Genomic DNA, 25,051 nt, shown 5'->3' on the forward strand with positions numbered 1-25,051 from the left:
CCGCTGTCCAGCGACGTTGGACGACGACGCTCCTGGGATGCGCGCGGTTTGCTAGGTCGCGGTGAATCCGCCGTCGATCGGCAAGTGCGCTCCCGAGATCATCGAAGCCCCGTCGCTCAGCAGAAATACTACCGGTGCGGCAATTTCGTCCTGCGTTGCCCAGCGACCCAGCGGCATCTGTGCGAGAAATGGCTCGCCGATCTCTGGGCGTCCCCAGTAGAACTCCGACATCTCTGTCATCACCACGGTGGGGTGGACGCTGTTGACGCGGATGCCGTACCGGCCAAGCTCGAGAGCGCTCACTCGTGTGATGTTGTCGACCGCAGCCTTCGAGGAGCCGTAGGAGACGTGATTGGCGAGCGCGACGAGAGATGCCTGGCTGGAGACATTGACGACTGCGCCGCCTCGTTCGCGGCGGATCATTGTCCGCGAGGCGTATTTCGTCACCAGCAGCGTGCCACGTGCGTTGACCGCCATCACCTTGTCGAAGACGTCGATGTCCGTTTCCATCGGCGTGGCAATCTCGCCGCCGAATCCACCACAGTTCACGACGCCCCAGACGTCGAGGTCCCCGAGTGCCGATGCGATCTCGTCTTCCGACGTCAGGTCGAAGGGCAACGTCCGGCAGCCGGTCGTTGAGCTGATCTCCTCGAGGCTCTCCGCAGTGCGGTTGCTCGCGATCACATCCGCATTCGCGGCGACGAGATGCCGGACGATGGCGCTCCCGATGCCACCCGCGGCGCCCGTCACCAGAATGGGCCGCTGCTCGAAATCGATCGTCATGTCTGATCCCTTCGTAGGTCCGTGACGGTGTCTCGTCAGGGGCGGGCCCATCCCGAGAAGTCGCTCGGACTGCGTGTCGTGACACGGATGACCGGCCCAATTGACACCGGTGTCATCCGTGCGTAGCGTAGCACTCGTCGCTGCGAAGACGTCGACCGCTGGACGGAGGCACAGATGCCGAATCTGCAGGGTGGTGGTCCGGTCGAACTCACGCTCGAGGACCTCCTGGCACGTGCGCGCAGCTTCCTGAAGCGACCGGGGCGCACCATGCTCGGCATCACCGGGCCGCCGGGTGCGGGCAAGTCGACCGTCACGGAGCACCTTGGCGCCGCGCTAGGCGCCGACGCAGTCGTGGTCCCGATGGATGGCTTCCACCTGTCGAACGAACTGCTCACCGAGATGGGTCGCAGGGGCCGCAAGGGCGCACCCGACACCTTCGACGTCGCTGGCTACGTGTCCTTGCTTCGGCGCATCCGAGATCGCGACGCACACGTCTACGCACCCCGTTTTGACCGCGCGATCGAGCAGTCAATCGGAAGCGCGCAGGAGGTGGCCGCGACGATCCCCCTGGTGATCACCGAGGGAAACTACCTCCTGACGACCTCGCACGGGTGGTCGGAGGTGCGCGACCTGCTGGATGAGGTCTGGTACATCGACGTCGATACCGAGGTGGTCCGCCGGCGCCTAGTCGAGCGGCGCGCCGGACACGGCCACCCGCTGGACGCTGCCACGGAGTGGGTGGAGTCCGTCGATCTCCCGAACGCCCGGTTCGTCAGTGAAGCGCGCGACCGCGCCGACCTGATCGCCCGCCTTCCTTCGAGCCCGCCCGCGGATGGCCGCGTCAGCACGCACATCGCACACGAGGAGACCCGATGACGAGCCTGAGCCCGCACGCGCTGGCCGACCTGGCGCCCCATGTGCGGCGACCCGAGTATGACCGAGCCGCAGTCCGCATCGGCATCGTGCACATCGGGGTCGGCGGGTTTCATCGTTCGCACGAGGCGCTGTATGTGGACCGGCTGTTGGCGGCGGATCCCCAATGGGGGATCTGCGGCGTGGGCGTTCGCCCCGCAGACGCCGAGATGCGTGACGCACTGGTGCCTCAACACGGGCTCTATACGCTGACGACCGTCGACCCGCATGGGGCGGAGGAGGTGCGCGTGGTCGGCAGTCTCGTCAAGCACCTCCACGCGCCGGACGACCCAGAGGCCGTGCTCCAGCAGATGGCAGACCCCGCCGTGCGCATCGTCTCGCTCACGATCACCGAGGGCGGCTACGGCATCGACGACGCGACGGGAGACTTCTCGCCCCCCGACGAGGCGACCCGGGAGGACATGGAAGGCACGGGCACTCCGTCCAGTGCGTTCGGGTTGATCTCTGAGGCGCTGCGGCGCAGACGAGACAACGGGGTCGCGCCCTTCGCGGTGGTGTCCTGCGACAACGTGCAGCACAACGGGAGCGTGGCCCGAAAGGCGCTGATCGCGGTCGCGCACGCGCGGGAACCGGAGCTCGCGCGCTGGATAGCCGACGAGGTGTCGTTCCCGAACTCGATGGTCGACCGCATCACACCGGGCACCACGGAGGAGACGCGCCGAGCCGTCGCCAGCGACATCGGACTCGAGGACCGTTGGCCAGTACGAGCCGAGTCGTTTCTGCAGTGGGTGCTCGAAGACGACTTCCCCGCCGGGAGCCCTGCGTGGGAGGACGCGGGCGTTCAACTGGTCACGGACGTCGAGCCCTACGAGCTGATGAAGCTTCGGCTGCTCAACGCATCGCACCAGGTCATGAGCTATCCCGCGCTCCTCGCGGGCCTCACGTGGGTGGACGAGGCGTGCCGCGACCCGCAGATCGTGGCGTTGCTGTCGGGGTGGATGCGCGAAGCGCGGGCCACCCTTGCGCCTGTGCCAGGAGTGGACCTCGATCAGTACTGCGAGACGCTCATCCAGCGCTTCGGTTCGCGAGCGGTGCGCGACACCGTGGCGCGACAGGTCGTCAATTCCTCTGACCGACTTCCGAAGTTCGTGGTTCCGGTGCTGGCCGCGCGCGGCTCGGGCGCGCTCAGCCACCATGGACTCTTCGCGGTGGCCGCGTGGAGCGCGTGGCTTGCCGAGGCGTTGCCCACGGCCGGTGAGGGCATCACAGACACCTGGCTCGACCTTCTGCTCGCGACGGCCGCTCGAGAAGAGGCCGGGGATGTGGGAGTTCTCCTGGACATCGAACCCATCTTTGGCGCGCTTGGCCGGGACGCCGACGCTCGGGACGCGTACTGGAGTCATCGCGCACGCATCCGTGAGCACGGAGTTCGGTCCGCCTTGACATCCCTCCTGACGGGAGTCGCACCGGCGAGGGACAGGTCGCTCTCGTGAATGCTGAACGAGGCGAGTCAAGGGGGAGGCCATGGTGGAGATGAAGCCGAACATGAGGCTCGGGCATCCTGAGCATGCGCGATGGCTCGACGATCACGTCGACGGGCTCCTGCGGTTCGGTGCAGGCAGCGCCATCAGCACGGGCTTCGGGAATCTCGACTCGCACGGGCAGGTCGCGCCGTCCCGCCCTGACGGCTACTCCGATCTGTACGTGACGTGCCGCATGACGCACTCGTTCAGTCTTGGCGCGCTCCTCGGGCGTCCGGGGTGCGCCGCGTTGGCAGACCACGGCATCGCGAGTCTGCAAGGAGCCTTCGCGGACAAGGTTCATGGGGGATGGTTCAGTTCCGTCAATGTCGATGGTCCGGTGGATCGCACCAAACAGGCCTACGCGCATGCCTTCGTCCTGTTGGCGGCTTCGTCGGCAGCCGTCGCGGGACGGCCGGGCGCTGCGGAGCTGCTGCAGAGCGCGATGGTGGTGCATCTCGACAAGTTCTGGCGCGAGGACGAGGGCATGGCGGTAGAGGGGTGGGACGAGACCTGGTCCCATTCAGAGCCCTACCGTGGCGTCAACGCGAACATGCACACCGTCGAGGCGTACCTCGCAGTCGCCGATGCGACCGGCGACCCCTCATGGCGTGCCCGCGCGTTGAGAGTGCTCGAGCGGGTGTGTGGCTATGCAGCTCACGAGCACTGGAGAATCCCGGAGCACTTCTCAGAACAGTGGGAGCCACTGCCCAGGTACAACGAGGATGACAAGGCGCACCCGTTCCGCCCCTTCGGCGCCACAGCGGGGCACTCCTTCGAGTGGGCGAGGCTGGCCCTTCATGCTCGCGCTGCCGAGGTGGCAGCGGGGACGGCTCCGGGGCGCGTCTCGTGGTTGTGGGACGCGGCGCAGTCGCTGTTCGACAGGGCCGTCGCCGACAGTTGGGCAGTCGATGGGGCAGAGGGCTTCGTGTACACCGTGGACTTCGATGGCGCTCCGGTGATCCGCGCGCGCATGCACTGGGTGGTCACTGAGGCGATCGGCGCCGCCGCCGCACTCTGGCGCGCCACCTCAGAGCAGAGCTACGCCGACTGGTACGCGCGCTGGTGGGATCACGCCGCGACCTCCTTCATCGATGGGACCGGTTCGTGGGTGCACGAGCTCGATTCCCAGAACCGACCGTCGAGCACCGTGTGGGAGGGGAAGCCGGACATCTATCATGCGCTCCAAGCCACGCTGATTCCGCGTCTGCCGCAGGCACCCACGCTGGCGAGTGCGCTGCGACAGGGCCTGATCGATCCTCGAGCGTGACTCGCGCCGTGGAGGAGCTCCAGCGCTGTCGCCCGTGATGCTTTCCGCGAAGGTCCAGCTCTGACCGCCTCCCCCCGGGAGGGTGGGGTCCCCCGTCCACTAGGGTGGGCCCCGAACCGTCTGGGGTCACGACATCGACGCCAGCTCCTCACCGACGCATTGGACCTGAACCGTGGACGATGACGCCCGCGCCGCCGCGACGGCATTCACCCCTGTGACCGGCTCTCGCGTGCGGGTCAATCAGTACGGCTACGAGCCGAGCGCGCGCAAGCGAGCCACTGTGGTGTGCGACGCCACCGCGCCGGTGGCGTGGGAGGTGCGGACGAGCGAGGGTGCCGTCGTCGCCTCCGGCTCCACGACCGTCCTGGGGGCCGATGCGACCGCAGGCCTTCACGTGCACCGGGTGGACTTCTCGACGGTGGACGGTGCGGGGATCTACGCGCTCGAGGCGGACGGCGAACGCAGCGCGTTCTTCGTGGTCCGGGAGCGGCTGTACGCGCCCCTGATGACCGATGCGCTGGCGTACTTCTATCTTGCGCGTTCAGGCACCGAGATCGAGGCGAGCATCGTCGGGGACGACTACGCGCGAGCCGCCGGTCACGTCTCCGATGCGACCGGCCGCGACACGAACAAGGGCGACCTGAACGTGGCGTGCCAGCCGGCGGAGGAATCGGCCAAGGTCTACGGGGAGCCGTGGACGGCCGGTTACCGGCTCGACGTGGCGGGAGGCTGGTACGACGCCGGCGACCACGGCAAGTACGTGGTGAACGGCGGCATCGCGGTGGCGCAGCTCCTGGGTGTGTGGGAGCGGGCGCTCCGCGCGGGCGGAGCCGCCGTCGACGCCCTGGGGGACGGCTCGCTGCCTCTTCCCGAGCATGGCGACGGCGTTCCAGACGTGCTGAACGAGGCCCGGTGGGAGCTCGACTTCCTGATGTCGATGATGGTGCCAGAAGGCGAGCCGCTCGCCGGCATGGTGCACCACAAGGTCCACGACTTCGGGTGGACGGGCCTGCCGATGCTGCCTGCCGACGATCCGCGAGAGCGATACCTGCACCGACCGTCGACGGCGGCGACCCTGAACGTGGCGGCCACGGCGGCCCAGGGGGCGCGGCTGTGGGCACCCTACGACGGCGACTACGCGCGAACGCTGCTCGCGGCCTCGATCACGGCGTGGAAGGCGGCGCTCGCGAACCCGGACTTGTACGCGCCTCAGGAGGACGGTGCCAACGGCGGCGGGCCCTACGACGACGAGGACGTCTCCGACGAGTTCTACTGGGCAGCCGCGGAGCTGTTCCTCACCACGGGGGAGTCCGAGTACGCGGACTTCCTGGCCGCGTCGCCGGTGCACTCCGCCGACTCGTTCCCCGTACAGGGCTTCAGCTGGGACCAGCTGGACGGCATCGCCAAGATCCAGCTCGCGACGGTGGACAGCGCGCTTCCTGACCGCGCGGGCCTCGCGGCCCAGGTGGTGGCCGGGGCGCGCGCGATCGCCGCGGTCCAGGCGCAGCAGGCCTTCGGGCAGGCGCTGCCGGAGGATGGCTACGTGTGGGCCTCGAACGCCCAGATCCTCAACAACATCGTGGTGCTCGGCGCGGGGTACGACCTGTCAGGTGACGAGTCGCTGCTGGCCGCCGCCCGGGAGAGCATGGACTACCTGCTCGGACGCAACGCGCTGGATCTGTCCTACATCACCGGCTATGGCACCAGGGATGTGCAGAACCAGCACTCGCGGTGGTTCGCGCACCAGGCCGACGAGTCCCTTCCGCACCCGCCCGTGGGCTCCGTGGCGGGAGGGCCGAATGCCGACGTCGGGACGTGGGACGAGGCGATCACGGCCCTGTACCCGGACAAGGACTGCGCTCCGCAACTGGCCTACGTCGACGACATCTCCTCGTGGTCCACCAACGAGATCACCATCAACTGGAACTCGGCGCTGGCGGCGGCCACGGCCTTCTTGGCGTTCCCTGAGGCCCGCGTCACGCTCTAGCCCCGCCCCACCCGTGGTGCCCTGCGCCCCAGATAGTCGCCGGGCCCACTCTCACCGTCGGCGTGCGTCCTGCGTAGTCCTGCTGACCATGCCGCCCGCCCACCACTGGCGCGCACCGTGCACCGGGCGCATCATCGAGCCATGACGAAGTTCCTGATCACGTTCCCGAGCGTGGCGATGGCGGCTCTCACCGAAGACGAGCTCGCGGCCGCCTCCGCCGACTCCCACGCCGTCATCGAGGAGGCCAAGGCGGCGGGTGTCTACGTGTTCGGCGGCGGGATCGACGAAGCCGTCGAGCCGGTGCGCGTGGCCGCCGATGGCTCGGTGAGCGCAGAGACATACCCGGGCTCGAGCCTCACGGGTGGCTTCTTGGTGCTGGAGCTGCCCTCACGTGAGGATGCCGTCGAATGGGCCGCGACGATCGCCGCCGCCTGCCGCTGCCCGCAGGAGTTGCGCGCCTTCGGGTACGACCCGGCGAGCTAGCCGTTCTCCTGCGCCCACTGCTGGAGCAGCATCACGTTCTCCTGGTGCTCCTCGAAGTCTTCCGCGAACCGCATCTCGCCCGTGTCCGGGTCCACGACGACGAAGTACATCCACGGGCCGTCTGCCGGGTCGATCGCGGCCTCGAGCGCCTCGCGGGACGGCGTCGCGATCGGCCCGGGAGGCAGCCCAGCATTGACGTAGGTGTTGTAGGGGGAGTCCACTTCTCGGTCTTCAGCGGTGGTGAACGGTGAGATGTCTCCCTCCGCGCCAAGGGCATAGTGAACAGTCGAGTCGAGCTCGAGCCGCATGCCCGCATCGACGCGATTCCGGATCACTCGCGCCACCTGAGGCATGTCCTCGGTGCGCGAGGTCTCCTGCTCGACGAGCGACGCGATGGTCAGGACCTCCTGCCACTGCTCGCGCGGCACGTCGTACAGCGCTACTTCGGTGCCGGCCACCATCGACGATGCCTGGTGGGTGAGGGTGCCCGCTGTCGCCGAGCCGTCCTCGGCCCACGTGGCGTGCTCTCCTGCTGCGAGCCAGCCCTCGGGGTTGCCCGCCGCCTCGGGTGGCAGTCGGAGGGCGACGGACTCGCGCGCTGTCTCGGCGTCGGTCTCGTAGGCCTCCGCGAGGCGCTCGATGATCGCATCGGCGCGCTCGCCCGCCTTGACCTCGATGACGGTCCCGGCGGGAGCAGAGTCGCTCGGCGCCGGTGAGGGACTGACGGAGCCCGAGAGGGAAGGCGACGGAGCTCCCATAGGCCCGAGCGCATCGGCCCCTCGCAGGTGCAGGGCGCCGAAGGTGCCGGCGCCCACCACCCCGACGCCGGCGAGAGTGGCGGCGCTCGCACGGACGGTGCGGTCGCGGCGCACCCGCCTGGTCACGCCCCGGTGGCTGGAGGCGAGGGCCGTGCCGGCGTACGCGGTCGCCCCGCGGTGCTGGATAGCGGCGAGCTGTTCGCGTGCGGTGCTCATCATCTGCCTCCTCGGGCGTGGGCGTTCACGGGGATGGACTCGGGTGTATCGAAGTCGACGTCGGCGCAGATCTCGCGCAGCCGCGCGACCGCATCGGACAGGTAGCGCTTGACCGTCCCGACGGCCAGGCCGAGCTCGCTCGCCACGCCCGCGACGGGCAGGTCGTCGAGGTACCTCAGCACCACGCACGCGCGCTCGCGGGCCGGGAGCGTGAGGATGGCGGCGTGCAGATCCAGGTGCGTAGCCACGCGCACGGAGGGATCCGCGCCAGCGGCCGATGCGCGGGCGAGGGTGTAGTCGCCGTCGTCGCCTCGGGCGCGTTGCGGGCGGGCGGTCGCGCGGCGGTGACGATCGATGAAGGCCGTTGAGATGGCGCGCTTCACGTACGCGTGGGCGGCGTCGATGTTCGTGACGCGGCGGCTGCTGCGGAAGGTGCGGACCAGCGCCTCCTGGAGCAGGTCCTCGGCCTCATGTGCGTCACCCGTCAGCACGTACGCGTAGCCGAACAACGCGGCCGCGCGCTCGCGCATCAGGGCGTCGAGAGTGCTCGACCAGGCGCTCATGCGGTCATCGTCCCATTGCTCATAGTGGCTAGGACGCAAGTGGCCGTCCCCAGGTTGGGTGCGCTCGAGATGCCCACCGCAGTGGCGCCGATGCGCGGCCCCGAGACAGCGGTCGCGCATACTGTTCTGGTCATGTCACGAGACCACGCCGAGTACCGATCCGCGGCCCCCTCGCTCGAGTACACGCTGACCCGCAAGCGGATGCGGAGCATCCGCATGCGAGTGGTGCCGCCGGACGGCGAGATTTGCGTGAGCGCGCCGCACGCGACGCCGCTGTGGCAGATCGATCAGTTCGTGACCTCCAGGCGCACGTGGATCGCGAAGCGACGCGCATTGCTGGTGGGCATGGAGCCGCGACTGGAGCACGGCGCCGAGGCAGAGGCGCTCAGGGCTGAGCTCGCGGACTGGCTCGAGATCCTGCTGCCCCGGTGGTGTGCCGAGTTCGACGTGGCGACCCCCCACCTGTCGTTGAGGATCATGCGCACGCAGTGGGGGAGTTGCCGCCCGTCCACCCGTCGCATCACGCTCAACATCGAGCTCGCGCGGCGCGGGTACGAGATGGCCGAGTACGTGCTGGTGCACGAGTTGTGCCACCTGTTCGCCAACGGCCACGGACGCGACTTCTACGCGCTCATGGACCGTCACCTGCCTGACTGGCGCGACCGCCGGAAGAGGCTGGGTCCGCTCTGAACGCCCGGCCCTCATACAGCGTGATACCACTTTGATACCATCGGGGGATGGCGATGACGGTGCGGATGACGGCGGAGCAGGACGCGATGGTCACGGCCCTCGCCAAGCGGTGGGGAGTCTCGAAGAACGAGGCGATCCTGCGGGCGGTCGAGGAGTCGGCGAGCGCCGACCGCACCGACGCTGCGTTCACCGACGCTTACGAGCACGTGAGCAGTAAGTACCGCGACGCGCTTGATCGTCTTGGAAGCGTGTGATGACGGAACCCGTCATCTACCCGTCCTTCGCGGTTGCCGTGAAGGTCATCAGGCGAGAAGGAATCGGGCCTATCCGCGACGACGGGCTCCTGGATTCCGCGCTGATGCGGCCGAGCACCACTGTCATGGGGGCTGACGCCTACCCAAGCGTGGAGATGAAGGCCGCCGCGCTCCTTCACTCGCTGTGCCTCAACCACCCACTCGTCGACGGCAACAAGCGGCTCGCGGCTCTGCTCGCCGCGATGTTCCTGTACGTCAACGGCCGGGATCTTGCACTGTCGAACGACGAGCTGTTCGACCTCACGATGGCCGTCGCCAGCGGCGATCTGCGCGACGTGGAGGACATCGCGGCGCGACTGCGCACCGAGGCGCGGTAGCCGCGAGGGTCAGTCGCCCTCCTCGTAGGTGCTGGCGCCCTTGACGTCCACCCACGACGTCGAGTCGAAGCGCGTCACACCCAGCAGTGACACCTGGTTGTGGAGCACCATCATGATGTCCGCGTCGACGTCCGCGGCGAACTCGGTCATCTCGAGATCGCCGTCGTAGTGCCGCTCGTCGATGACGTACAGCTCGCGCACCCGCTCGGCGAGGTACATCGCGAACGGGTTGCCGTACGAGTCCTTGAGAAGCACTGCCGTGGTGTCCGAGGGTGCGTCCTCGTTCACGATCCGCAGCAGCCCTGAGTCGCCGCCGAGGAACACGCGATAGCGGTTGGCGTACAGCGAGTCCTCCTCGAGCCGGTACGTGTTGATGAGCGGCGAGTCGCACGCGTCGTCCAGGCACTGGCGCGCCGAGAAGCCGCCCTCGGGCTCCAGCCAGGAGAGGAAGTCCTTCCCCGGGGTGACGGGCGCGGTCACGCGGCGACCGAGCGTGCCGTAGAACGCTGCATCGTCGTAGATGACCCGCTCGTACGAGCGCGCATCGTCGGGGATGTCGACGTCGAGCTCGGCCCTTGCCAGCTCTGCCGCCTCCTGCACGGCGAGCGCCGCCGCATCGGCCGTCCAGTGGTGGTCGTTGCGGAAGTACTGCACCCGGAACAGCTCCGGGTCATCGAAGGTCTGGGTGAGGTCGAGCATCGGGTCGCCGGTATCGAGCGCCGCCATCACGTTGGGCCGCTCGGCGATGAGGTCGTTTCCCCACGCTTCGGGGGTCACCTCGGGACGCAGTTCCTCCTTGCGCGGGGCGTAGATCCACATGAGCGGGATGTCTGCCTCAGCGAGCTGGTCGGACAGCGCCTGCGCGTTGGTGGCCATGTTCTCCGGCACCGAGCGATCGAGGTGCCGCTCGAAGAGGAACCCGTCGGGGCCGTCCATGTAGACGTCATCGACCACGGGGTCCTGGAGCACATCGGTCTGCACCACGGCGTGGATCGACAGCCACGTGGCGCGTCCGGGGATCTGATCTCCTGCCCAGTCCTCGACACCGGCCATCCAGGACTTGTCGATGACGGCCTCGATGGCCTCCACCGGCTCGTCCGGATCGGGGGCCGGGAACTCGACGAGGTCGCGGCCGTCGAGGTTCGAGGCGCGCGGTTCGGTGCGCAGGGACAGACCCACCAGTCCCACGACGACGACGGCGAGCAGCGCGACCGCCGGCAGGAGCGTCACGAGGAGGGTGCGGCGGCGAGGGGCGGCGTGCGAGGGGGTGTCAGCCATGTCAGAACCTGAAGTAGATGAAGGGTGCGTACGTCAAGGAAACCATGTAGGCGGTCGCGATCAGCATGCACGCCACCACCACCACGGACCAGCCAATCGCGGCGCGTGTCGACAGCACGCGTGTGGCTCGTGTCTCGGCGAGGGACGTGAGGGACTCATCGTCATCCGGCAGCGCGATCTGGCTGCGGACGCGATCCATCAGCCACTTCGCGGCGCCGGCGGCGAGAGCGATCGACACGATCGCGAGGCCCGCGCCACGCTGGAGGGCGAGCGTGGCCTGGGCGTCCCACAGCGGCACCCCGCCCGCGCCGAACAGCGAACGGTAGTACGCCATCGCCTGGCCCACGTCGACGGCCCGGAACAGCACCCAGCCGAGCATTGCGACCAGGACGCCGTACACGTGCTGCAGCCATCGCGGCAGCCGTTCCAGGGGCTTGCCGATCGCGAAGCGCTCGATGCCGATGAGCACGCCGTAGTACAGGCCCCACAGCACGAAGGTCCACGCGGCACCATGCCATAGGCCCGTGAGCGCCCACACCACGAAGAGGTTGCGCCACACCTTGAGGGGCGAGACGCGGGAGCCGCCCAGCGGGATGTACACGTAGTCGCGGAACCACGAACCGAGCGAGATGTGCCACCGCTGCCAGAACTCGCGGGCGGAGCGCGCCAGGTAGGGGTACCGGAAGTTCTCGTGGAAGCGGATTCCCATCATGGCGGCAAGGCCGATGGCGATGTCCGAGTAGGCGGAGAAGTCCAGGTAGATCTGAAGCGAGTAGAGGATCACCGCCAGCCACGCGGCTCCCACCGAGGTGGGGTGGCCGCTCGCGAACAGGCTGTCGACGATGGGCGCGATCGAATCCGCCAGCACGGCCTTCTTCGCCAGTCCCGTCGCCACGCGGATGGCGCCGTACGTGAACAGGCCCGGGTCGAACGTGGGCTTCGCGAGCTGAGGGCCGATGTGCGCCCAGCGCACGATGGGGCCCGCGACCAGGTGCGGGTACATCGCCAGGAATCCGGAGAAGTCGAGCAGCCCAGGGGCGCCATCGTCGCGGTGACGGTAGATGTCCACGAGGTAGCTGATGGACATGAACGTGTAGAAGCTCACGCCGATGGGCAGCGGGAGGGTGACCTCCGCCGACACTCGTTCGAGCCCCAGGGAGTCGAGCACGAACTCGAGGTACTTGAACACCACCAGCGGGATGGAGATCACGACGATGCCGGCCGCCAGCCACCACTTGCGCGCGACTCCCTCGGCCCGCAGCAGCACCTTGCCGAGGTAATAGGTGACCATGCCGGTGCCCAGGATCAGCAGCACCAGCACGGGCTCGCCCCAGGCATAGAACACCGCGCTGGTCACGAGCAGCGGGATCGTTCTCCACCGCGCCGGGAAGAGGTAGAACAGCGCCATCGCGATAGGCAGGAACAGGAAGACGAAGACGACGCTCGTGAAGACCATGCGTCAGCTCCTGTCCGTCATCAGCGTCTCGACCACACGCGCCGAGGCCGACCCGTCATCCTGCGGACAGTACCGTGCGGCGAACGCGTCGATGTCGTACCCGGGCAATGCACCCTGGGTCAGCGCGGTGTCGATCGCATCGTGCACCTCGCTGTCGGTCCGGGTGAGGGGGCCGGGCAGGTCGGTCTCCATGTTCAGGTAGAAGCCACGGAGCTCGTCGCGATACCGGTCCAGATCCGGCACGTGGAAGATCATGGGCCGGCGCAAGTTCGCGAAGTCGAAGAACAGCGACGAATAGTCGGTGATCAGCACGTCGGCGGCCGCGAGCAGGTCCTGGGTGTCCGGGTAGGCCGAGACGTCCATGACGGAGCCCGACGCCTCGTCGGGGATCACCACGGCGGTGCGGTCCAGGACGTGCTTGCGCACCAGCAGGACCGCGTCGGCGCCGAACCGACGAGCGAACATCACGGGATCGACATTGCCGGCCGGCCCCTCGCCGCTCGTGCTGCCCAGCTGATCGTCACGGAACGTCGGGGCGAAGAGCACGATGCGCCTCGTGGGTGAGAGCCGGTACGCGCGGCGCACTCGAGCCTCGGCACCGAGGCGTGCGATGCCGAACAGCACGTCGTTGCGCGGGTACCCGAGCTCCGCGATCTCGCCACCGAACTGGAAGGCCGATCGCATCACCGTCGTGGAGTGCGGGTTCGGCGACAGCAGCACTGACCATTGCTGCGCGGCCGTCGTGGCGCGCTCGATGTAGCCGGAGTCACGTCCCGTGACGGCGTCCAGGTCGTGGAGCATGCGCTTGAGCGGAGTGCCATGCCACGTCTGGATGTACACGCGCCGGGCGTCGCTGTGCACGTAGTGCGGCAGGCTCTGGTTGGAGACCCAGAACCGGGCGCGCCCCAGATGGGCGAAGTAGCGCAGCGATAGGCGCTTGACCACGTCAGCGCCGCCCCCGATGTCCGCTGGTCGACCGTTGTAGGCCCACACCGTGCGGAGGTCGGGCCTCCGGCGCAGGACCTCCTCGTAGATCGCTCGTGGGCTGTCGCCGAACTGCTTGCCCACTCCCGATTCGAAGACCACGCGGCGGTCATCCCTCGGCAGCGCCGATGCGACCCTGAGCACCAACCGTGCGAGCGGGAAGTAGAGGTCGGAGCGCCGCAGGCGCCGGTAGGCCGCGGCCGCGATGCGCTCGCGAGTCCGGCGCGCATTGGTCGCGATGCGCAGGCCGCGCGTGCGATGGGCCGATGCGATGGCGGCGTGGATGCGGGCGTTGGCCTGCTGGTCGCGGGCGGGATAATACGAGTCCGCGACCTGGACGTTCTCCTCCGACGGCCGCAGGCCGTTGCCTATGACTCTCGACAGCGCCGCCATCACCTGCGTGCGGGTGAAGGCGATGTCGCCAGGGAGGTCGGTGTCGAGGTCGAGGTGGGATCCCTTGCGGCCCAGGAACCGGTCGCGGTCGAACTGGAAGTACAGCACTGGTCGGTGCAGCAGCGCCGCATCGAAGCCCACGGAGGAGTAGTCGGTGAGCACGACGGCGGAGTCGATCAGCAGGTCCTGCACGCTGCTCTCGCCCGCCCGCATCACGGTGACGCCGGCGTCCTCGAAGTCCGCGACGTAGCGGCGCATGTTGGGGTGCAGCGAGAGTGCGACCTCGAGCCCCGCATCGGCGCACATGGTGACGAAGGCCGGGTCGGTGAGCAGTCCGTGCCACTCCCGCGAGTACTCGCTGCCCGCATAGTCGTCGGGGTTGGCCAGCCAGTCGCGCCAGGTGGGGATCACCAGCAGGCGACGGCGAGGTGCGGGATGGTGCGCCATCAGCGTGTCGAACCGCGACAATCCTGTCACGGCGATCTGCCGGGGCCGGTAGCCGAAGTCGCGCACCAACAGGTCTCGCTCGCGTTCGGAACTCGCGATCACGAGGTCGGGGGAGAAGCCGTCGGCGTCGCGACCGTAGAGATCGGCCATCCACTTGGTGCCCATGATGCCGTGCTGCAGGAACACGCGCAGGCCCCGTACCCGGGCGTCGAAGCGATCCGTGCGCAGCGGGTACAGGTAGCCGGGGTGGTGAGAACCGATGACGCGCGTCGCGTGCAGCACGGAGCGAACGTGGTCGACGGTCCCCGTCCTGACGACGGTGCCCACTGCGGCGGCGCGGTCGACGTCGGGGCTGTCGGCGTCGATCACCGCGCGGGCGTCGATGTCCGGGCGGTGCGCGCTCAGCCACGCGAAGAACGCGAACGCCGTGTCCTGGAACCTATCGGGCCGCTCGCCGATCACCCAGATAGGCCGCTGGGACGGATGCCGCACCCGGGACCACGTGCGTCGAACCCGGATCAGACGCGACTCTGACCGGATGAAGGCCATCACATCGCGGGGCAGTCTGCTGTGGGTGAAGGAGAGCCGCTTGGCCTTGAACGTGAAGAAGGGGCTGAAGACGTGGCCCCCGTCCCCGTCGACCGCGAAGCTCGGGCTCATGCGCACGATGCCCGCGGTCCGGGGCCGTGGCATCCGCACTCGGACCGTGTCGGCGGACTCGAGTGCGATCTCCAAGGAGACGTCGAGGGTTCCCGGCTCGGCGAACGCGTGGAGGGTGTCGGCCCACGGCAGCGTCGCGCGAAAGGCGTGACGCTGGAGGCCTCCCGCGTTCTTGGTGGCACGCCACATGCGGACGGGGAGCGAGACGGCGTTGTCGGTGCCCCGCTCGCGCAGCACGAGGTTCGCGGATGAGTCGCCGTGTGGGGGCACCCAGGCGAACCCCGCGACCGTCAAGGCTGACGGGCGGGAGATCATCGCGTTGGTCACGACCTTGGGCGTGGGCGGGGAGGGCGGGCCGGCCACGACTACGACGTTGCCCGCTCCAGAGATCGACACGAGCGCAGCGGTGTCGCGCTCGCGCAGGGGGCGCATCGTCTCGACGGCGACACGCCTGGGCAGTGCGAGGGGAACGCGCGATTCCCCCGTGAGCGTGTGCACCGACCACAGCTCGCGCTCCACGGCCGCGAACTGGCGCAGGTCGATCTGGGTGACCGCGTGCGCGCCGTCGGACGCGAGCGGCAGGGGTACGCGGGCGCCCGAGTTCCGCGAGATCGCGACGACGGCATCGGGCGTGGGATCGAGGTGAGCGAGGGACACCGTGACGAGATCGCCGTGCTGGCGAAGGGCCGTCGAGACAGCACCACCACCATTTGCGTGCACGGAACCCATCCTTCTTTACGCATGCTGCGCTGACCGGGGAGATGTGAAGAAGGTCCATTTTACCCAGTGCCAACTCAGACGCTTCTCAGGAGCCGCGTCCCACGCCCGCCCCCATGCCGGACGCCGCCGATGTGCCGTCTGCACGCCCTATGCCATACTGAACCCGATGGATACCGCGATCATCATTCCGTAGCGCGTCGGCGACCACCCTCCCGACGCGCAGCCTCCCGTACCCTGGGGGGCTTTTTTGTTGGGCGAATGGTCGTCGCACGGTGCCGAGAGTGAGCACGAACCGAGGAGAACACGATGACGGATCTCACAGTGGAGGTCTACGACACCACTCTGCGCGACGGCGCGCAGCAGGAGGGCATGAACCTGTCCGTCGCGGACAAGATGGCCATCGCGCCGCTGCTCGATGAACTCGGCGTGGGCGTCATCGAAGGCGGCTGGCCCGGCGCCGTGCCCAAGGACACCGAGTTCTTCGCGCTCGCCGCCAAGGAGCTGACCTTCAGGAACGCCCAGCTGGCGGCGTTCGGCATGACCCGCAAGGCGGGCACCACCGCTGCCGCAGACCCGCAGGTGCGCGCGCTGCTCGACTCCGAGGCGCCGATCGTGACGCTGGTCGCGAAGTCGGACATCCGCCACGCCGAGCGCGCGCTGCGCGTCGCGCCAGACGAGAACCTGCGCATGATCGAGGAGACCGTCGCGTTCCTCGCGGGGGAGGGTCGGCGAGTGATTCTCGATGCTGAGCACTTCTTCGACGGCTATCAGTACGACGCGGAGTATGCGGTCCGCGCGCTGCAGGCGGGCGTCGGGGCTGGTGCGGATGTGGTGTGTCTGTGCGACACCAACGGCGGGATGCTGCCCGATGACGTGAGCGCGATCGTGGCGGCCGTCGGCGAGAGGGTCGACGCGGTGCTCGGCATGCACGCGCACAACGACTCCGGGTGCGCCGTCGCGAACTCGATGGCCGCCGTCGCCGCCGGCGCCACCCACGTGCAGGGCTGCGTCAACGGCTATGGCGAGCGCACGGGCAACGCTGACATCGTCGCGGTGGTCGCGAATCTCCAGCTCAAGCGCGGCGTCACCGCCCTGACGCACGACGGCCTCGCGGAGTCGACCAGGATCGCGCACGCCATCGCCGAGATCACCAACATCGCGCCGTTTGCGCGCCAGCCGTACGTCGGGGCATCGGCGTTCGCGCACAAGGCGGGCCTGCACGCCTCGGCAATCCGCGTGGACCCGGACCTCTACCAGCACCTGGATCCCTCGCTGGTGGGCAACGACATGCGCATGCTCGTGTCCGAGATGGCGGGGCGTGCGTCGATCGAGCTCAAGGGCAAGGAGCTTGGGTTCGATCTGGCGGGGCAGAACGAGCTCCTGGGCCGGGTCACGGACCGCGTCAAGCACGCCGAGGCAGCCGGCTACACCTTCGATGCGGCCGATGCGTCATTCGAGCTTCTCCTTCGCAGTGAGCTGGGGGAGACGCCCTCGTTCTGGGACGTCGAGACCTGGCGCGTGCGCGTCTCGTCCGTACCGGGCGACCCGACCGATGCGGATGCCGAGGCCGTCGTGAAGCTGCGCGCCGGGTCCGAGCGCATCGTCGCGCTGGGCGAGGGGAACGGCCCGGTCAACGCCCTTGACCACGCCTTGCGGGACGCGCTGTGCGGCGTGTATCCGGAGATCGAGGAGTTCGAGCTCACCGACTTCAAGGTGCGCATCATGGAGGCGTCGCATGGCACCGATGCGGTGACGCGCGTGCTCATCACCACCGTGCACCGCGAGACCGGCACCACGTGGCGGACCGTCGGCGTGGGCCCGAACGTCATCGAGGCGTCGTGGGAGGCGCTCGCGGACTCGCTGGTCTACGGGCTGCTCAAGGCTGGTGTCGCGCGCCGCTAGCGCGAGTCAGGTGTGCTGCGCCTTCAGGTGCGCGGTGCTGGAGCCGTCCAGGACGCGAGGGCCTCGGGGAACATCGGACGGGCGATGTGATACCCCTGCGCGTGGTCGCATCCGAACTCGGTGAGCAGGTCGATCACGGCGGCGCATTCGACGCCCTCGGCCGTGCACTCGAGCCCGAGTGCGTGAGCGAGATCCAGCATGGAGCGGACGAAGATCTCGGCCTCCCGAGTCTCCGCGATCTCCATCACGAAGGAGCGGTCGATCTTCACTTCGCTGAATGGCAGCGCCGCGAGCTGGCGCATCGACGAGTAGCCCACGCCGAAGTCGTCGATCGACAGCCGGAAGCCTTGAAGTCGCAACCGCGTGAGGAGCTCGAGCGAGAGCCGGGCGTCCTCGAGGGGGCTGGTCTCCGTCAGTTCCAGGATCACGCGGTGGGGGTCGACGCCGGCCTTCTTGCAGGCTCCGGCGAGGCGCTGGTCGAGTCCCGGCGTGCTGAACTCGCTCGCGGACAGGTTGATCGACAAGTGCTCGTCGCCGTGGCCCACCGCATCGGTGAACCATGCGAGCGCGTCCGCGAAGACTCGATCCGTGAGTGCGGACGCGAGGCCGGTCTTCTCGGCGCGCGTGACGAAGCTCGATGGCGGAATCGAGACGCCACCGACCTCCCACCGCGACAGCACCTCGTAGCCCACGACTTCGCGGGTCTGGCAGGACACCTTGGGCTGGACCGCGAACCGCACCTCGCCGTCGTCGAGCGCCTGGCGGAAGACTTCGGTGAACTCGGGGTCGTTCCAGCGGGACAGGGACTCGTCGACGCCGAGCGTGGCCTGTCGGCGCGCGTTCGGGGTCGCCCTCAGCACCACCTCGACGTCGGCCGCCGTGAACGGCTTCGCAAGCGCACCCGCGTAGGTGAGTCCACGCGCCGCGGTGACCTCCTGGGCGGCGCCGATCACCCGTGCGCCCATGCCGCTTGAGATGACGACCGCCGCCTGAGAGCCCGACTTCGCCAACCCTTCGAGGACCGCGAGCCCATCCATGTGCTCCATCACCAGATCCACCACGACGTGACTGGGATGCCACTCGCGCTCGATCTCGAAGAAGGTGTCCGCGTCCTCGGTGACTCGGCCCTCGAACCCGGCTGCTTCGACGTGTGCGCGCAGCATCCGGCCGACGAGCGGGTCGTCGTCGATGATGAGTACGCGTCCGGCGCTGGCTGAGTCGGTCATCGCTCCTCGCGTGCCGCCTCGGTCATCTGTTCGTGAACCCGAAACGCCAGTTCCTCGGCCGAATACGGCTTGGTCAGCAACGCGACGCCTTCGTCGAGTCTGCCGTTGTGCATGATCACATTCTCCGTGTAGCCAGAAGCGTACAAGACGGGGGTTCCGGGTCGAGCGGCGACCACGCTCTGAGCGAGGTCTCGGCCCGTCATGCCCCCCGGCATGATCACGTCGGTGAAGAGCAGGTCGACCGTCTCCAGCTGCAGCATGCGTGCGAGGGCCTCCGGTCCGGTCGCCGCCGGAACGACGTCGTAGCCCAGGGAGCGGAGGTGGTCCGTGGCGAAGGTGCGCACCAGCGGGTCGTCTTCCGCGAGCAGGATGACCCCGCTTCCCTTCGCCGGGGCGGTGCCCGGCATCCGTGCCGGCTCGGCTGCGGGGGAGCCCTCGGGCGCCAAGGGGAGATACAGCCGGAAGGAGGAGCCGATTCCCACCTCGGAGTACACCGTGATGTGGCCACCGCTCTGGCGCGCGAAGCCCCACGCCATCGCGAGGCCCATGCCTGATCCCTCGCCCACCTCCTTGGTGGTGAAGAACGGTTCGAACAGGTGGTCCAGGTGGTCGGGCGCGATGCCGGTGCCGGAGTCCGTGACCGTCACGACTGCGTAGGTTCCTGGCTCCACCTCGGCGTGCGCGGTCGTGTAGGTCTCGTCCAAGTGCTTGAGCGACGTCTCCAGCGTGAGGGTGCCGCCGTCCGGCATCGCATCCCGCGCGTTGATCGCGAGGTTCAGCACCGCGTTCTCGAACTGCCCCGGATCGACCAGTGCCGGAGGCAGCCCCGGCTCCATCACGGAGGTGATCGTGATCCCGTTGCCCAAGGTGCGGTGCAGCAGCGGTACGAACTCGTCGAGGAGGCGATTGAGGTCGGTGTGCTGCGGTGCCAGGGGTTGGCGGCGTGCGAAGGCGAGCAGCCTGCTGGTCAGCTGGCCGCCTCTGTCGGCGGCCTGTCTGACGAGTCCGATCATCTCTCGAGACTGCGGGGAGATCGCCGAGTCGCGCGCCACCGCGTCCGCGCCGCCGATGACGACGGTGAGGAGGTTGTTGAAATCGTGGGCGATGCCTCCGGTCAGGCGGCCCACCGCCTCCAGCCGCTGCGCCTGCTCGAGCTGTTCGCTGAGGAGCCGCGTCTGAGTGACGTCGCGGAGGAACACGGTGATTCCGAGCTCACTCGGCGTGGCGGTGATCTCCAGCCAGCGATCCTGGGCGCGGTCGTGGAAGGACAGGAACTGGCGTTCACCGGTGGAGATCGCCTTGCCGTAGGCCTCGTGGACCGGCGTCTCGATGATGTTCGGGTACTCCACCAGAAGGTCTTTTCCCAGCAGGGACTCTCGGCCCTGACCCAGCATTCCTTGCGCGTGATCGTTCATGTACGTGATGCGCCAGTGCGCGTCGAGCCCGAGGACGCCGTCCGACATGCTGTCGAGGATGACGTCCCTCTCGCGCGCCAACTGCTGCGCCTGCTGCTTGAGCGCTCGGGTGCGGTGAATGTCGATGGAACTGCCCCACCAGCGCGTGACCTCGCCGTCGCTCCCGCGCTCGGCCCTGGCGCCCACGCGGTGCCAGCGGTACTCGCCGTGACGATTGCGCACACGACACTCCACCTCGTACGGGTCACCGGTGTGGATCGCGGCGGTCCACCGCTCGACCATCATGTCCTTGTCGTCGGGGTGGACCAGCGAGAGCCAGCCCGCGTCGACGAAGTCGAGGACGCTTCCCCCGGAGTACTCCGCAAGCGCCTCGCTGATGTAGTCGACCACGCCGTCTGGGGTGGCGCTCCACACGGCGAGCGGCAGCGCACGGGTGAGTTGGTCGAACCGCCGTCGTTGGGCCTCTGCCGACGACTTGGCCTCGCGCCACGGGGTGAGGTCCTGGATGGTGCCGCGCAGCCGCTGGGGGCGTTCCTGCTCGTCGAGCAGGGGCTCTCCGATGATCAGGATGGTCCGTCGCACGCCATCGGCGGCGTCGATGAGGCACTCCTCCATGAACGGTTCGCCGTCCACCGCCGCACGGGTGATGGCGTCGCGCAGCCGGTCGCGGTCATCCGCGACGAAGTAGGAGAGTGTCTCGTCTGCGGTGGGGCGGTAGCCGGCGGGGTGGCCGTGGATCTCGGCGACCTCGCCCGACCAGCTGACATCGCCGGTGTCGTAGTCGTAGGTCCAGGTGCCGATGTGGCTCAGCCTTCCCACTGCGCCCAGGGGCGGGGCCTCGCCAGCATTCTGTACGGACGCCGGGTCCGATGTGTCTGTGGCGTCAGTCGGGCCCGACGGGTCCATCACTGGTCGAGCCGGGGCGGGCTGACGGCGGTTCCAGACGGCTGCGGCTGCGACGATGAGCGAGAGGACCATCGCGGACGCGGCAAGGATGGTGATGGCGGACGGCTGGTCCGTCACGATGGCGGCGACGGTGATCAGCCCTGCTAGGGTGGCTGTGCCCACAGCTCCGACCCCGACCGCACGGGGCAACGGTGGCTGCATCGGCTCCATGGTGGACCTTACCAAGGCCCGATGGGGCAGGTGAAGAGGCGCGTGCGCATCCGCCCCTGTGGGGCGGTGCGCCCCCAGGCGGTGGGGTGTGCCCGCTGCGGTCTCGCTCCTACAGGGCGACTCCGACCACATGCCCGATGCCATAGGTGATCGCCATCGCCAGCGTGCCACCGACCACGTTCCGCACGATCGCGCGCGGGAACGCGGAGTGGGCGATCCATGCGGACGTGATGCCGGTGAGCGCGAGGGCCACGATCACGCCCGCGAAGGTGAGCGGCACCTGCAGCGGCGGCGAAGCGAGCAGGATGGTCAGCAGCGGAATGATGCCGCCCAGGGTGAAGGCGCCGAGAGACGCGATGCCGGCCTGCAGGGGACTCACGAGCTGCTTGGGGTCGATCCCGAGATGCATGAGCGCGTGGATCGCCAGCGCGTCATGCTCCGTCTGTTCCTTGGCGGCGAGCTGCGCGGTGGGCTCGGACATGCCGGTGCTCATGTTGAGTCGCGTGAGCTGCTCGAGCTCCCATTCGGGCCGCTCGTCGTGCCAGCGCTCCTCTCGCGCGAGCTGGGCCTTCTCGGCGTCGCGCTGCGACGAGACCGAGACGTACTCGCCGACTCCCATCGACAGCGCGCCGGCGGCGAGACCCGCGGCACCGGCCGCGAGGATGGCCGCGTGATTCTCCGGAGTTGCCGCGGCCACTCCGACCACGAGCGCGGCGATCGAGACGATGCCATCGTTCGCCCCGAGTACGCCCGCTCGCAACTGGTTCAGGCGTCCCGTGATGCGGCTCTCGTCGGGTGCTGCGCGACTGCTCATGCGGCCAGAGTAGGCCGCCACCGGCATGGGCGCTAGCAAGGCTAGCCTCATTTGGGAGCACCGAAACCCCTGGTAACGGTGCGGTTGAATCGAGGGTTCGGGCCTGCGTGGTCCGCTGCGCGCCTACTGCGCTGCCACGTCGAGCAGCTCGATCACCGGCGCGCCGGCCTCGTCGGACGCATCGAGATTCACGAGCGCCGTGATGGCCCAGTCGTGGTCTCCCGCGGGGTCGTCGATCACCTGACGCACCACCCAGGTGCCGGGCGGCAGCTGGGCGTCCGGGGCCGCCGCAAGCGCCGCTCGCGCACGTCCCTCGTCGTGGTCGCCGTCAGGCTCCACGAACGTGATCAGCGCGGCGGACCGCGCATCCGGGCCGATGCCGATCGCTGCGCCGCCCTGCGCCTCGAACAGCGGGTCGAGTGCATCGCGCCAGGCCTGGGCGTTCCATCCCGAGGCCCCGTCGAGTGCACCGAGTGCCGCGTAGTTCTCGCGCGAGGCGAGCTCGATGCGGTGGAACATCGCGTTGCGCACCAGTCGGCGCAGGATGCGGGGGTTGCCGGACATGGGTCGTGCCGGGCCCGTGACGGTGCTCGTCGCGGCCACCGAGGCTGGATCCGCATCGTCGCCAAGGGCGACGTCAGGATTCATCAGGCTCTCCCACTCGTCGAGCAGCGACGAGTCGGTGGCGCGCACCATCTCGCCCAGCCAGTCGGTGATCGCCTCGACCTCGTCGGTGCGGTGCTCCTCGGGGACCGTCTGCCGCAGCGCCCGGTAGGCCTCCGCCAGATAGCGCAGCACCACACCCTCCGTGCGCTCGAGCCCGTAGACGGACACGACGTCGCCGAACGACATCGCCTTCTCGAGCATGTCTCGCACCACGGACTTGGGGGACAGCTCGGCGCCGAGGATCCATGGGTTGGTGCGGCGATAGGCGAGGAACGCGGGCTCGAGGAGGTCCGCGAGAGGCCGGGGCCAGGTGACATCGTCGAGGAGTTCCATGCGCTCCTCGTACTCGATGCCGTCCGCCTTCATCGCGGCCACGGCGACGCCCCGCGCCTCGTGCTGCTGCGCCATGAGGATCTGGCGGGGATCCGACAGCGTCGCCTCGATCACCGACACCACGTCCAGCGCGTGGTCAGGAGCGTCGACGTTGAGGAGGTCCATCGCCGCCAGCGCGAACGGAGACAGCGGCTGGTTGAGTGCGAAGTTTCGCGGCACGTCCACGGTGAGTCGCACCGAGGGGCGTTCGCCCCGCGGGTGAGCGGGGTCGGGCACCCGGATGTGCTCGACGACGCCCGCGATCCGGAGCGAGCGGTAGATCCTCAGCGCCTGGCGCAGGTGTGCCGATCGCTGTGCGGGAGTGTCGTGCACGGCCTCGAGCAGGGTGCGCATCGCGAGCACGGGGTCTTCCGGTGCGCGGTCCAGGAACGGGTTGGCGACGCCCCGGGACAGGACGTTGAGGACCATCGCGTGCGTCACGGAGAACCGGCTGGTGAGGGGTTCTGGGGGTGCGTCCCGCAGCCGCTCGAAGGTGGCGTCCGTCCAGTTCACGGACCCTGCCGGCGCCGACTTGCGCACGATCTTCTTGCGCTTCTTGGGGTCGTCGCCCGCCTTGGCGAGAGACTTGCGGTTCTCGATCACGTGCTCCGGTGCCATCACGAGGACCTCGCCCTCAGTGTCGAACCCGGCGCGGCCCGCGCGCCCCGCGATCTGGTGGAACTCGCGCGCCGTCAGATGCCTCATCCGCTCGCCGTCGTACTTCACCAACGACGTGAGCAGCACCGTGCGGATCGGCACGTTGATGCCCACTCCCAGGGTGTCGGTGCCGCACACCACCTTGAGCAGTCCCTGCTGCGTCAGTCGCTCGACCGTGCGCCGGTACTTGGGGAGCATGCCCGCGTGGTGGACGCCGATGCCCGCCCGCAGGAACTTGCTCAACGTCTTGCCGAAGCCTGTGCGGAAGTGCGTGTCCGCGAGCGCATCGGCGATGGCCTGGCGCTCCGTCTTGGTCGCGACCTGCGTGCTGAGCAGCGCTTGGGCGCGGTCGACGGCGTCCTTCTGGGTGAAGTGCACGATGTACACCGGCGCACGGCCGGTCTCGACGATCTTCTCCACGACCTCGGGCAGCGGCTCGAGGCTGTAGTCGAACGTGAGCGGCACGGGTCGCTCGAGCGTCGTCACCTCGGCCACCGCGCGGTCGCTGCGCTCCTTGAGCGCGTCCACGAGCCAGGTGGTGTCCCCGAGAGTCGCGGACATGAGCACGAACTGCGTGCGCGGCAGCTCGATGAGCGGCACCTGCCACGCCCATCCGCGCTGCGGGTCGGAGTAGAAATGGAACTCGTCCATCACCACCAGCGAGGCGTCGGTCGCCGCCCCGTCGCGGAGCGCGAAGTTCGCCAGGATCTCCGCGGTGCAGCAGATGATCGGGGCGTCCGCGTTGACCGCCGAGTCGCCGGTCATGAGCCCGACGTTCTCGGTGCCGAACATCTCGATCAGGGCGAAGAACTTCTCGCTCACCAGGGCCTTGAGCGGCGCCGTGTAGTACGTGCGGCCTCCGGTTCCGGCACGGTGAGCGGCCATCGCCGCGAAGTGCGCTCCCGTGGCCACGAGAGTCTTTCCGGAACCCGTGGGCGTCGCCAGAATCACATGCGAGCCGGAGACGATCTCGATGAGCGCCTCGTCCTGGTGCGGGTACAGGGGCAGGCCCTGATCGGAGGCCCACTGGCTGAACGCCTCGTAGAGCCCGTCCGGGTCGGGCGCGGTGCCCGGCGCGGTGTCGGGCAGGCGGGAGAGGAGTGGGGCGTCGGCGGAGGTCATCGTGACCATTGTGGCGGACGTGAGTCCTCGCGTTCCCACGACAGGGAGC

General features: G+C 68.7%; 19 protein-coding genes. 9 read left to right on the top strand and 10 right to left on the bottom strand.

Going from position 1 to position 25,051, the window contains the following annotated elements; all coding sequences use genetic code 11:
• Positions 1-51: 51 nt before the first annotated feature.
• Positions 52-783 carry an SDR family oxidoreductase gene (locus AOP72_RS03795; protein WP_062132612.1) on the bottom strand — a complete coding sequence of 244 codons (732 nt, stop codon included), beginning with the start codon at positions 781-783 and terminating at the stop codon, positions 52-54.
• A 174-nt stretch (positions 784-957) separates the two neighbouring features.
• Between AOP72_RS03795 and AOP72_RS03800 the strand changes: the two genes are divergently transcribed.
• The 5 genes from AOP72_RS03800 to AOP72_RS03820 all read left to right on the top strand — a co-directional run bounded on the left by AOP72_RS03800 (position 958) and on the right by AOP72_RS03820 (position 6,916).
• Positions 958-1,659 (top strand): nucleoside/nucleotide kinase family protein, encoded by a 702-nt coding sequence (locus AOP72_RS03800; protein WP_062132615.1) that lies wholly within the window; start codon positions 958-960, stop codon positions 1,657-1,659.
• Positions 1,656-3,149, top strand: coding sequence for a mannitol dehydrogenase family protein (locus tag AOP72_RS03805; RefSeq protein ID WP_062132618.1), 1,494 nt, complete (start codon positions 1,656-1,658; stop codon positions 3,147-3,149). The genes AOP72_RS03800 and AOP72_RS03805 overlap by 4 nt, the downstream gene beginning before the upstream one ends.
• Positions 3,150-3,180: 31 nt before the next feature.
• Positions 3,181-4,446 (top strand): AGE family epimerase/isomerase, encoded by a 1,266-nt coding sequence (locus AOP72_RS03810; RefSeq protein WP_238581601.1) that lies wholly within the window; start codon positions 3,181-3,183, stop codon positions 4,444-4,446.
• Between the two features lie 172 nt (positions 4,447-4,618).
• The gene (locus AOP72_RS03815) at positions 4,619-6,433 is read left to right on the top strand and encodes a glycoside hydrolase family 9 protein (protein ID WP_062132621.1); all 1,815 of its coding nucleotides are present in this window, start codon (positions 4,619-4,621) and stop codon (positions 6,431-6,433) included.
• Positions 6,434-6,574: 141 nt separating this feature from the next.
• Positions 6,575-6,916: a YciI family protein gene (locus tag AOP72_RS03820; protein WP_062132625.1), complete on the top strand. Its 342-nt coding sequence runs from the start codon at positions 6,575-6,577 to the stop codon at positions 6,914-6,916.
• On the opposite strand, the gene mltG is transcribed toward AOP72_RS03820, so the two are convergent.
• Both mltG and AOP72_RS03830 read right to left on the bottom strand, forming a co-directional pair.
• Positions 6,913-7,890, bottom strand: a complete 978-nt coding sequence (gene mltG / locus AOP72_RS03825) for an endolytic transglycosylase MltG (protein ID WP_193746345.1) — start codon at positions 7,888-7,890, stop codon at positions 6,913-6,915. The genes AOP72_RS03820 and mltG overlap by 4 nt on opposite strands.
• Complete coding sequence (locus tag AOP72_RS03830) at positions 7,890-8,453, bottom strand: sigma-70 family RNA polymerase sigma factor (RefSeq protein WP_062132630.1); 564 nt, start codon at positions 8,451-8,453, stop codon at positions 7,890-7,892. Before AOP72_RS03830 ends, mltG begins: the two co-directional genes overlap by 1 nt.
• Before the next feature lie 132 nt (positions 8,454-8,585).
• On the opposite strand from AOP72_RS03830, the gene AOP72_RS13380 reads away from it, so the two are divergent.
• Genes AOP72_RS13380 through AOP72_RS03845 form a run of 3 tightly spaced genes read left to right on the top strand, consistent with a single transcriptional unit; the run spans position 8,586 to position 9,774 of the window.
• Complete coding sequence (locus AOP72_RS13380; protein ID WP_193746346.1) at positions 8,586-9,143, top strand: M48 family metallopeptidase; 558 nt, start codon at positions 8,586-8,588, stop codon at positions 9,141-9,143.
• A gap of 47 nt (positions 9,144-9,190) precedes the next feature.
• On the top strand, positions 9,191-9,397 hold the full coding sequence (locus AOP72_RS03840) for a hypothetical protein (protein ID WP_062132636.1): 207 nt from the start codon (positions 9,191-9,193) through the stop codon (positions 9,395-9,397).
• On the top strand, positions 9,397-9,774 hold the full coding sequence (locus AOP72_RS03845; protein ID WP_062132639.1) for a type II toxin-antitoxin system death-on-curing family toxin: 378 nt from the start codon (positions 9,397-9,399) through the stop codon (positions 9,772-9,774). Before AOP72_RS03840 ends, AOP72_RS03845 begins: the two co-directional genes overlap by 1 nt.
• A 9-nt stretch (positions 9,775-9,783) precedes the next feature.
• Here the strand turns inward: AOP72_RS03845 and AOP72_RS03850 are convergent, their stop codons facing one another.
• The 3 genes from AOP72_RS03850 to AOP72_RS03860 are packed head-to-tail and all read right to left on the bottom strand — an operon-like array spanning position 9,784 to position 15,712.
• Positions 9,784-11,052, bottom strand: coding sequence for a DHHW family protein (locus tag AOP72_RS03850; protein WP_062132642.1), 1,269 nt, complete (start codon positions 11,050-11,052; stop codon positions 9,784-9,786).
• 1 nt (position 11,053) lies between these two features.
• Positions 11,054-12,508 (bottom strand): MBOAT family O-acyltransferase, encoded by a 1,455-nt coding sequence (locus tag AOP72_RS03855; RefSeq protein ID WP_062132645.1) that lies wholly within the window; start codon positions 12,506-12,508, stop codon positions 11,054-11,056.
• Positions 12,509-12,511: 3 nt separating this feature from the next.
• Positions 12,512-15,712, bottom strand: coding sequence for a CDP-glycerol glycerophosphotransferase family protein (locus AOP72_RS03860; protein ID WP_193746347.1), 3,201 nt, complete (start codon positions 15,710-15,712; stop codon positions 12,512-12,514).
• Positions 15,713-16,018: 306 nt separating this feature from the next.
• Here AOP72_RS03860 and cimA point away from each other — a divergent pair, with 306 nt between their 5' ends.
• On the top strand, positions 16,019-17,614 hold the full coding sequence (cimA, locus tag AOP72_RS03865; RefSeq protein WP_062132651.1) for a citramalate synthase: 1,596 nt from the start codon (positions 16,019-16,021) through the stop codon (positions 17,612-17,614).
• A gap of 23 nt (positions 17,615-17,637) precedes the next feature.
• On the opposite strand, the gene AOP72_RS03870 is transcribed toward cimA, so the two are convergent.
• The 4 genes from AOP72_RS03870 to AOP72_RS03885 all read right to left on the bottom strand — a co-directional run bounded on the left by AOP72_RS03870 (position 17,638) and on the right by AOP72_RS03885 (position 25,011).
• A complete protein-coding gene (locus tag AOP72_RS03870; RefSeq protein ID WP_062132656.1) occupies positions 17,638-18,840 on the bottom strand; it encodes an EAL domain-containing response regulator in 1,203 nt (400 codons plus the stop codon).
• Positions 18,837-21,323 carry a hybrid sensor histidine kinase/response regulator gene (locus tag AOP72_RS03875; RefSeq protein ID WP_193746348.1) on the bottom strand — a complete coding sequence of 829 codons (2,487 nt, stop codon included), beginning with the start codon at positions 21,321-21,323 and terminating at the stop codon, positions 18,837-18,839. The genes AOP72_RS03870 and AOP72_RS03875 overlap by 4 nt, the downstream gene beginning before the upstream one ends.
• 157 nt (positions 21,324-21,480) lie before the next feature.
• A complete protein-coding gene (locus tag AOP72_RS03880; protein WP_062136811.1) occupies positions 21,481-22,185 on the bottom strand; it encodes a VIT1/CCC1 transporter family protein in 705 nt (234 codons plus the stop codon).
• Between the two features lie 123 nt (positions 22,186-22,308).
• Positions 22,309-25,011: a DEAD/DEAH box helicase gene (locus tag AOP72_RS03885; RefSeq protein WP_084631235.1), complete on the bottom strand. Its 2,703-nt coding sequence runs from the start codon at positions 25,009-25,011 to the stop codon at positions 22,309-22,311.
• Positions 25,012-25,051: the final 40 nt, after the last annotated feature.

Source organism: Demequina aestuarii, from assembly GCF_000975095.1.
Taxonomy (GTDB): Bacteria; Actinomycetota; Actinomycetes; order Actinomycetales; family Demequinaceae; genus Demequina; species Demequina aestuarii.

What these genes read in the sequence shown, in the direction of transcription:
- AOP72_RS03805 (WP_062132618.1), top strand. Translation starts at nt 1,656, where the DNA reads ATGACGAGCCTGAGCCCGCACGCGCTGGCCGACCTGGCGCCCCATGTG.
- mltG (WP_193746345.1), bottom strand. Translation starts at nt 7,890, where the DNA reads ATGAGCACCGCACGCGAACAGCTCGCCGCTATCCAGCACCGCGGGGCG.
- AOP72_RS03795 (WP_062132612.1), bottom strand. Translation starts at nt 783, where the DNA reads ATGACGATCGATTTCGAGCAGCGGCCCATTCTGGTGACGGGCGCCGCG.
- AOP72_RS03855 (WP_062132645.1), bottom strand. Translation starts at nt 12,508, where the DNA reads ATGGTCTTCACGAGCGTCGTCTTCGTCTTCCTGTTCCTGCCTATCGCG.
- AOP72_RS03830 (WP_062132630.1), bottom strand. Translation starts at nt 8,453, where the DNA reads ATGAGCGCCTGGTCGAGCACTCTCGACGCCCTGATGCGCGAGCGCGCG.
- AOP72_RS03845 (WP_062132639.1), top strand. Translation starts at nt 9,397, where the DNA reads ATGACGGAACCCGTCATCTACCCGTCCTTCGCGGTTGCCGTGAAGGTC.
- AOP72_RS03870 (WP_062132656.1), bottom strand. Translation starts at nt 18,840, where the DNA reads ATGACCGACTCAGCCAGCGCCGGACGCGTACTCATCATCGACGACGAC.
- cimA (WP_062132651.1), top strand. Translation starts at nt 16,019, where the DNA reads ATGACGGATCTCACAGTGGAGGTCTACGACACCACTCTGCGCGACGGC.
- AOP72_RS03850 (WP_062132642.1), bottom strand. Translation starts at nt 11,052, where the DNA reads ATGGCTGACACCCCCTCGCACGCCGCCCCTCGCCGCCGCACCCTCCTC.
- AOP72_RS13380 (WP_193746346.1), top strand. Translation starts at nt 8,586, where the DNA reads ATGTCACGAGACCACGCCGAGTACCGATCCGCGGCCCCCTCGCTCGAG.
- AOP72_RS03880 (WP_062136811.1), bottom strand. Translation starts at nt 22,185, where the DNA reads ATGAGCAGTCGCGCAGCACCCGACGAGAGCCGCATCACGGGACGCCTG.
- AOP72_RS03840 (WP_062132636.1), top strand. Translation starts at nt 9,191, where the DNA reads ATGGCGATGACGGTGCGGATGACGGCGGAGCAGGACGCGATGGTCACG.
- AOP72_RS03885 (WP_084631235.1), bottom strand. Translation starts at nt 25,011, where the DNA reads ATGGTCACGATGACCTCCGCCGACGCCCCACTCCTCTCCCGCCTGCCC.
- AOP72_RS03800 (WP_062132615.1), top strand. Translation starts at nt 958, where the DNA reads ATGCCGAATCTGCAGGGTGGTGGTCCGGTCGAACTCACGCTCGAGGAC.
- AOP72_RS03820 (WP_062132625.1), top strand. Translation starts at nt 6,575, where the DNA reads ATGACGAAGTTCCTGATCACGTTCCCGAGCGTGGCGATGGCGGCTCTC.
- AOP72_RS03810 (WP_238581601.1), top strand. Translation starts at nt 3,181, where the DNA reads ATGGTGGAGATGAAGCCGAACATGAGGCTCGGGCATCCTGAGCATGCG.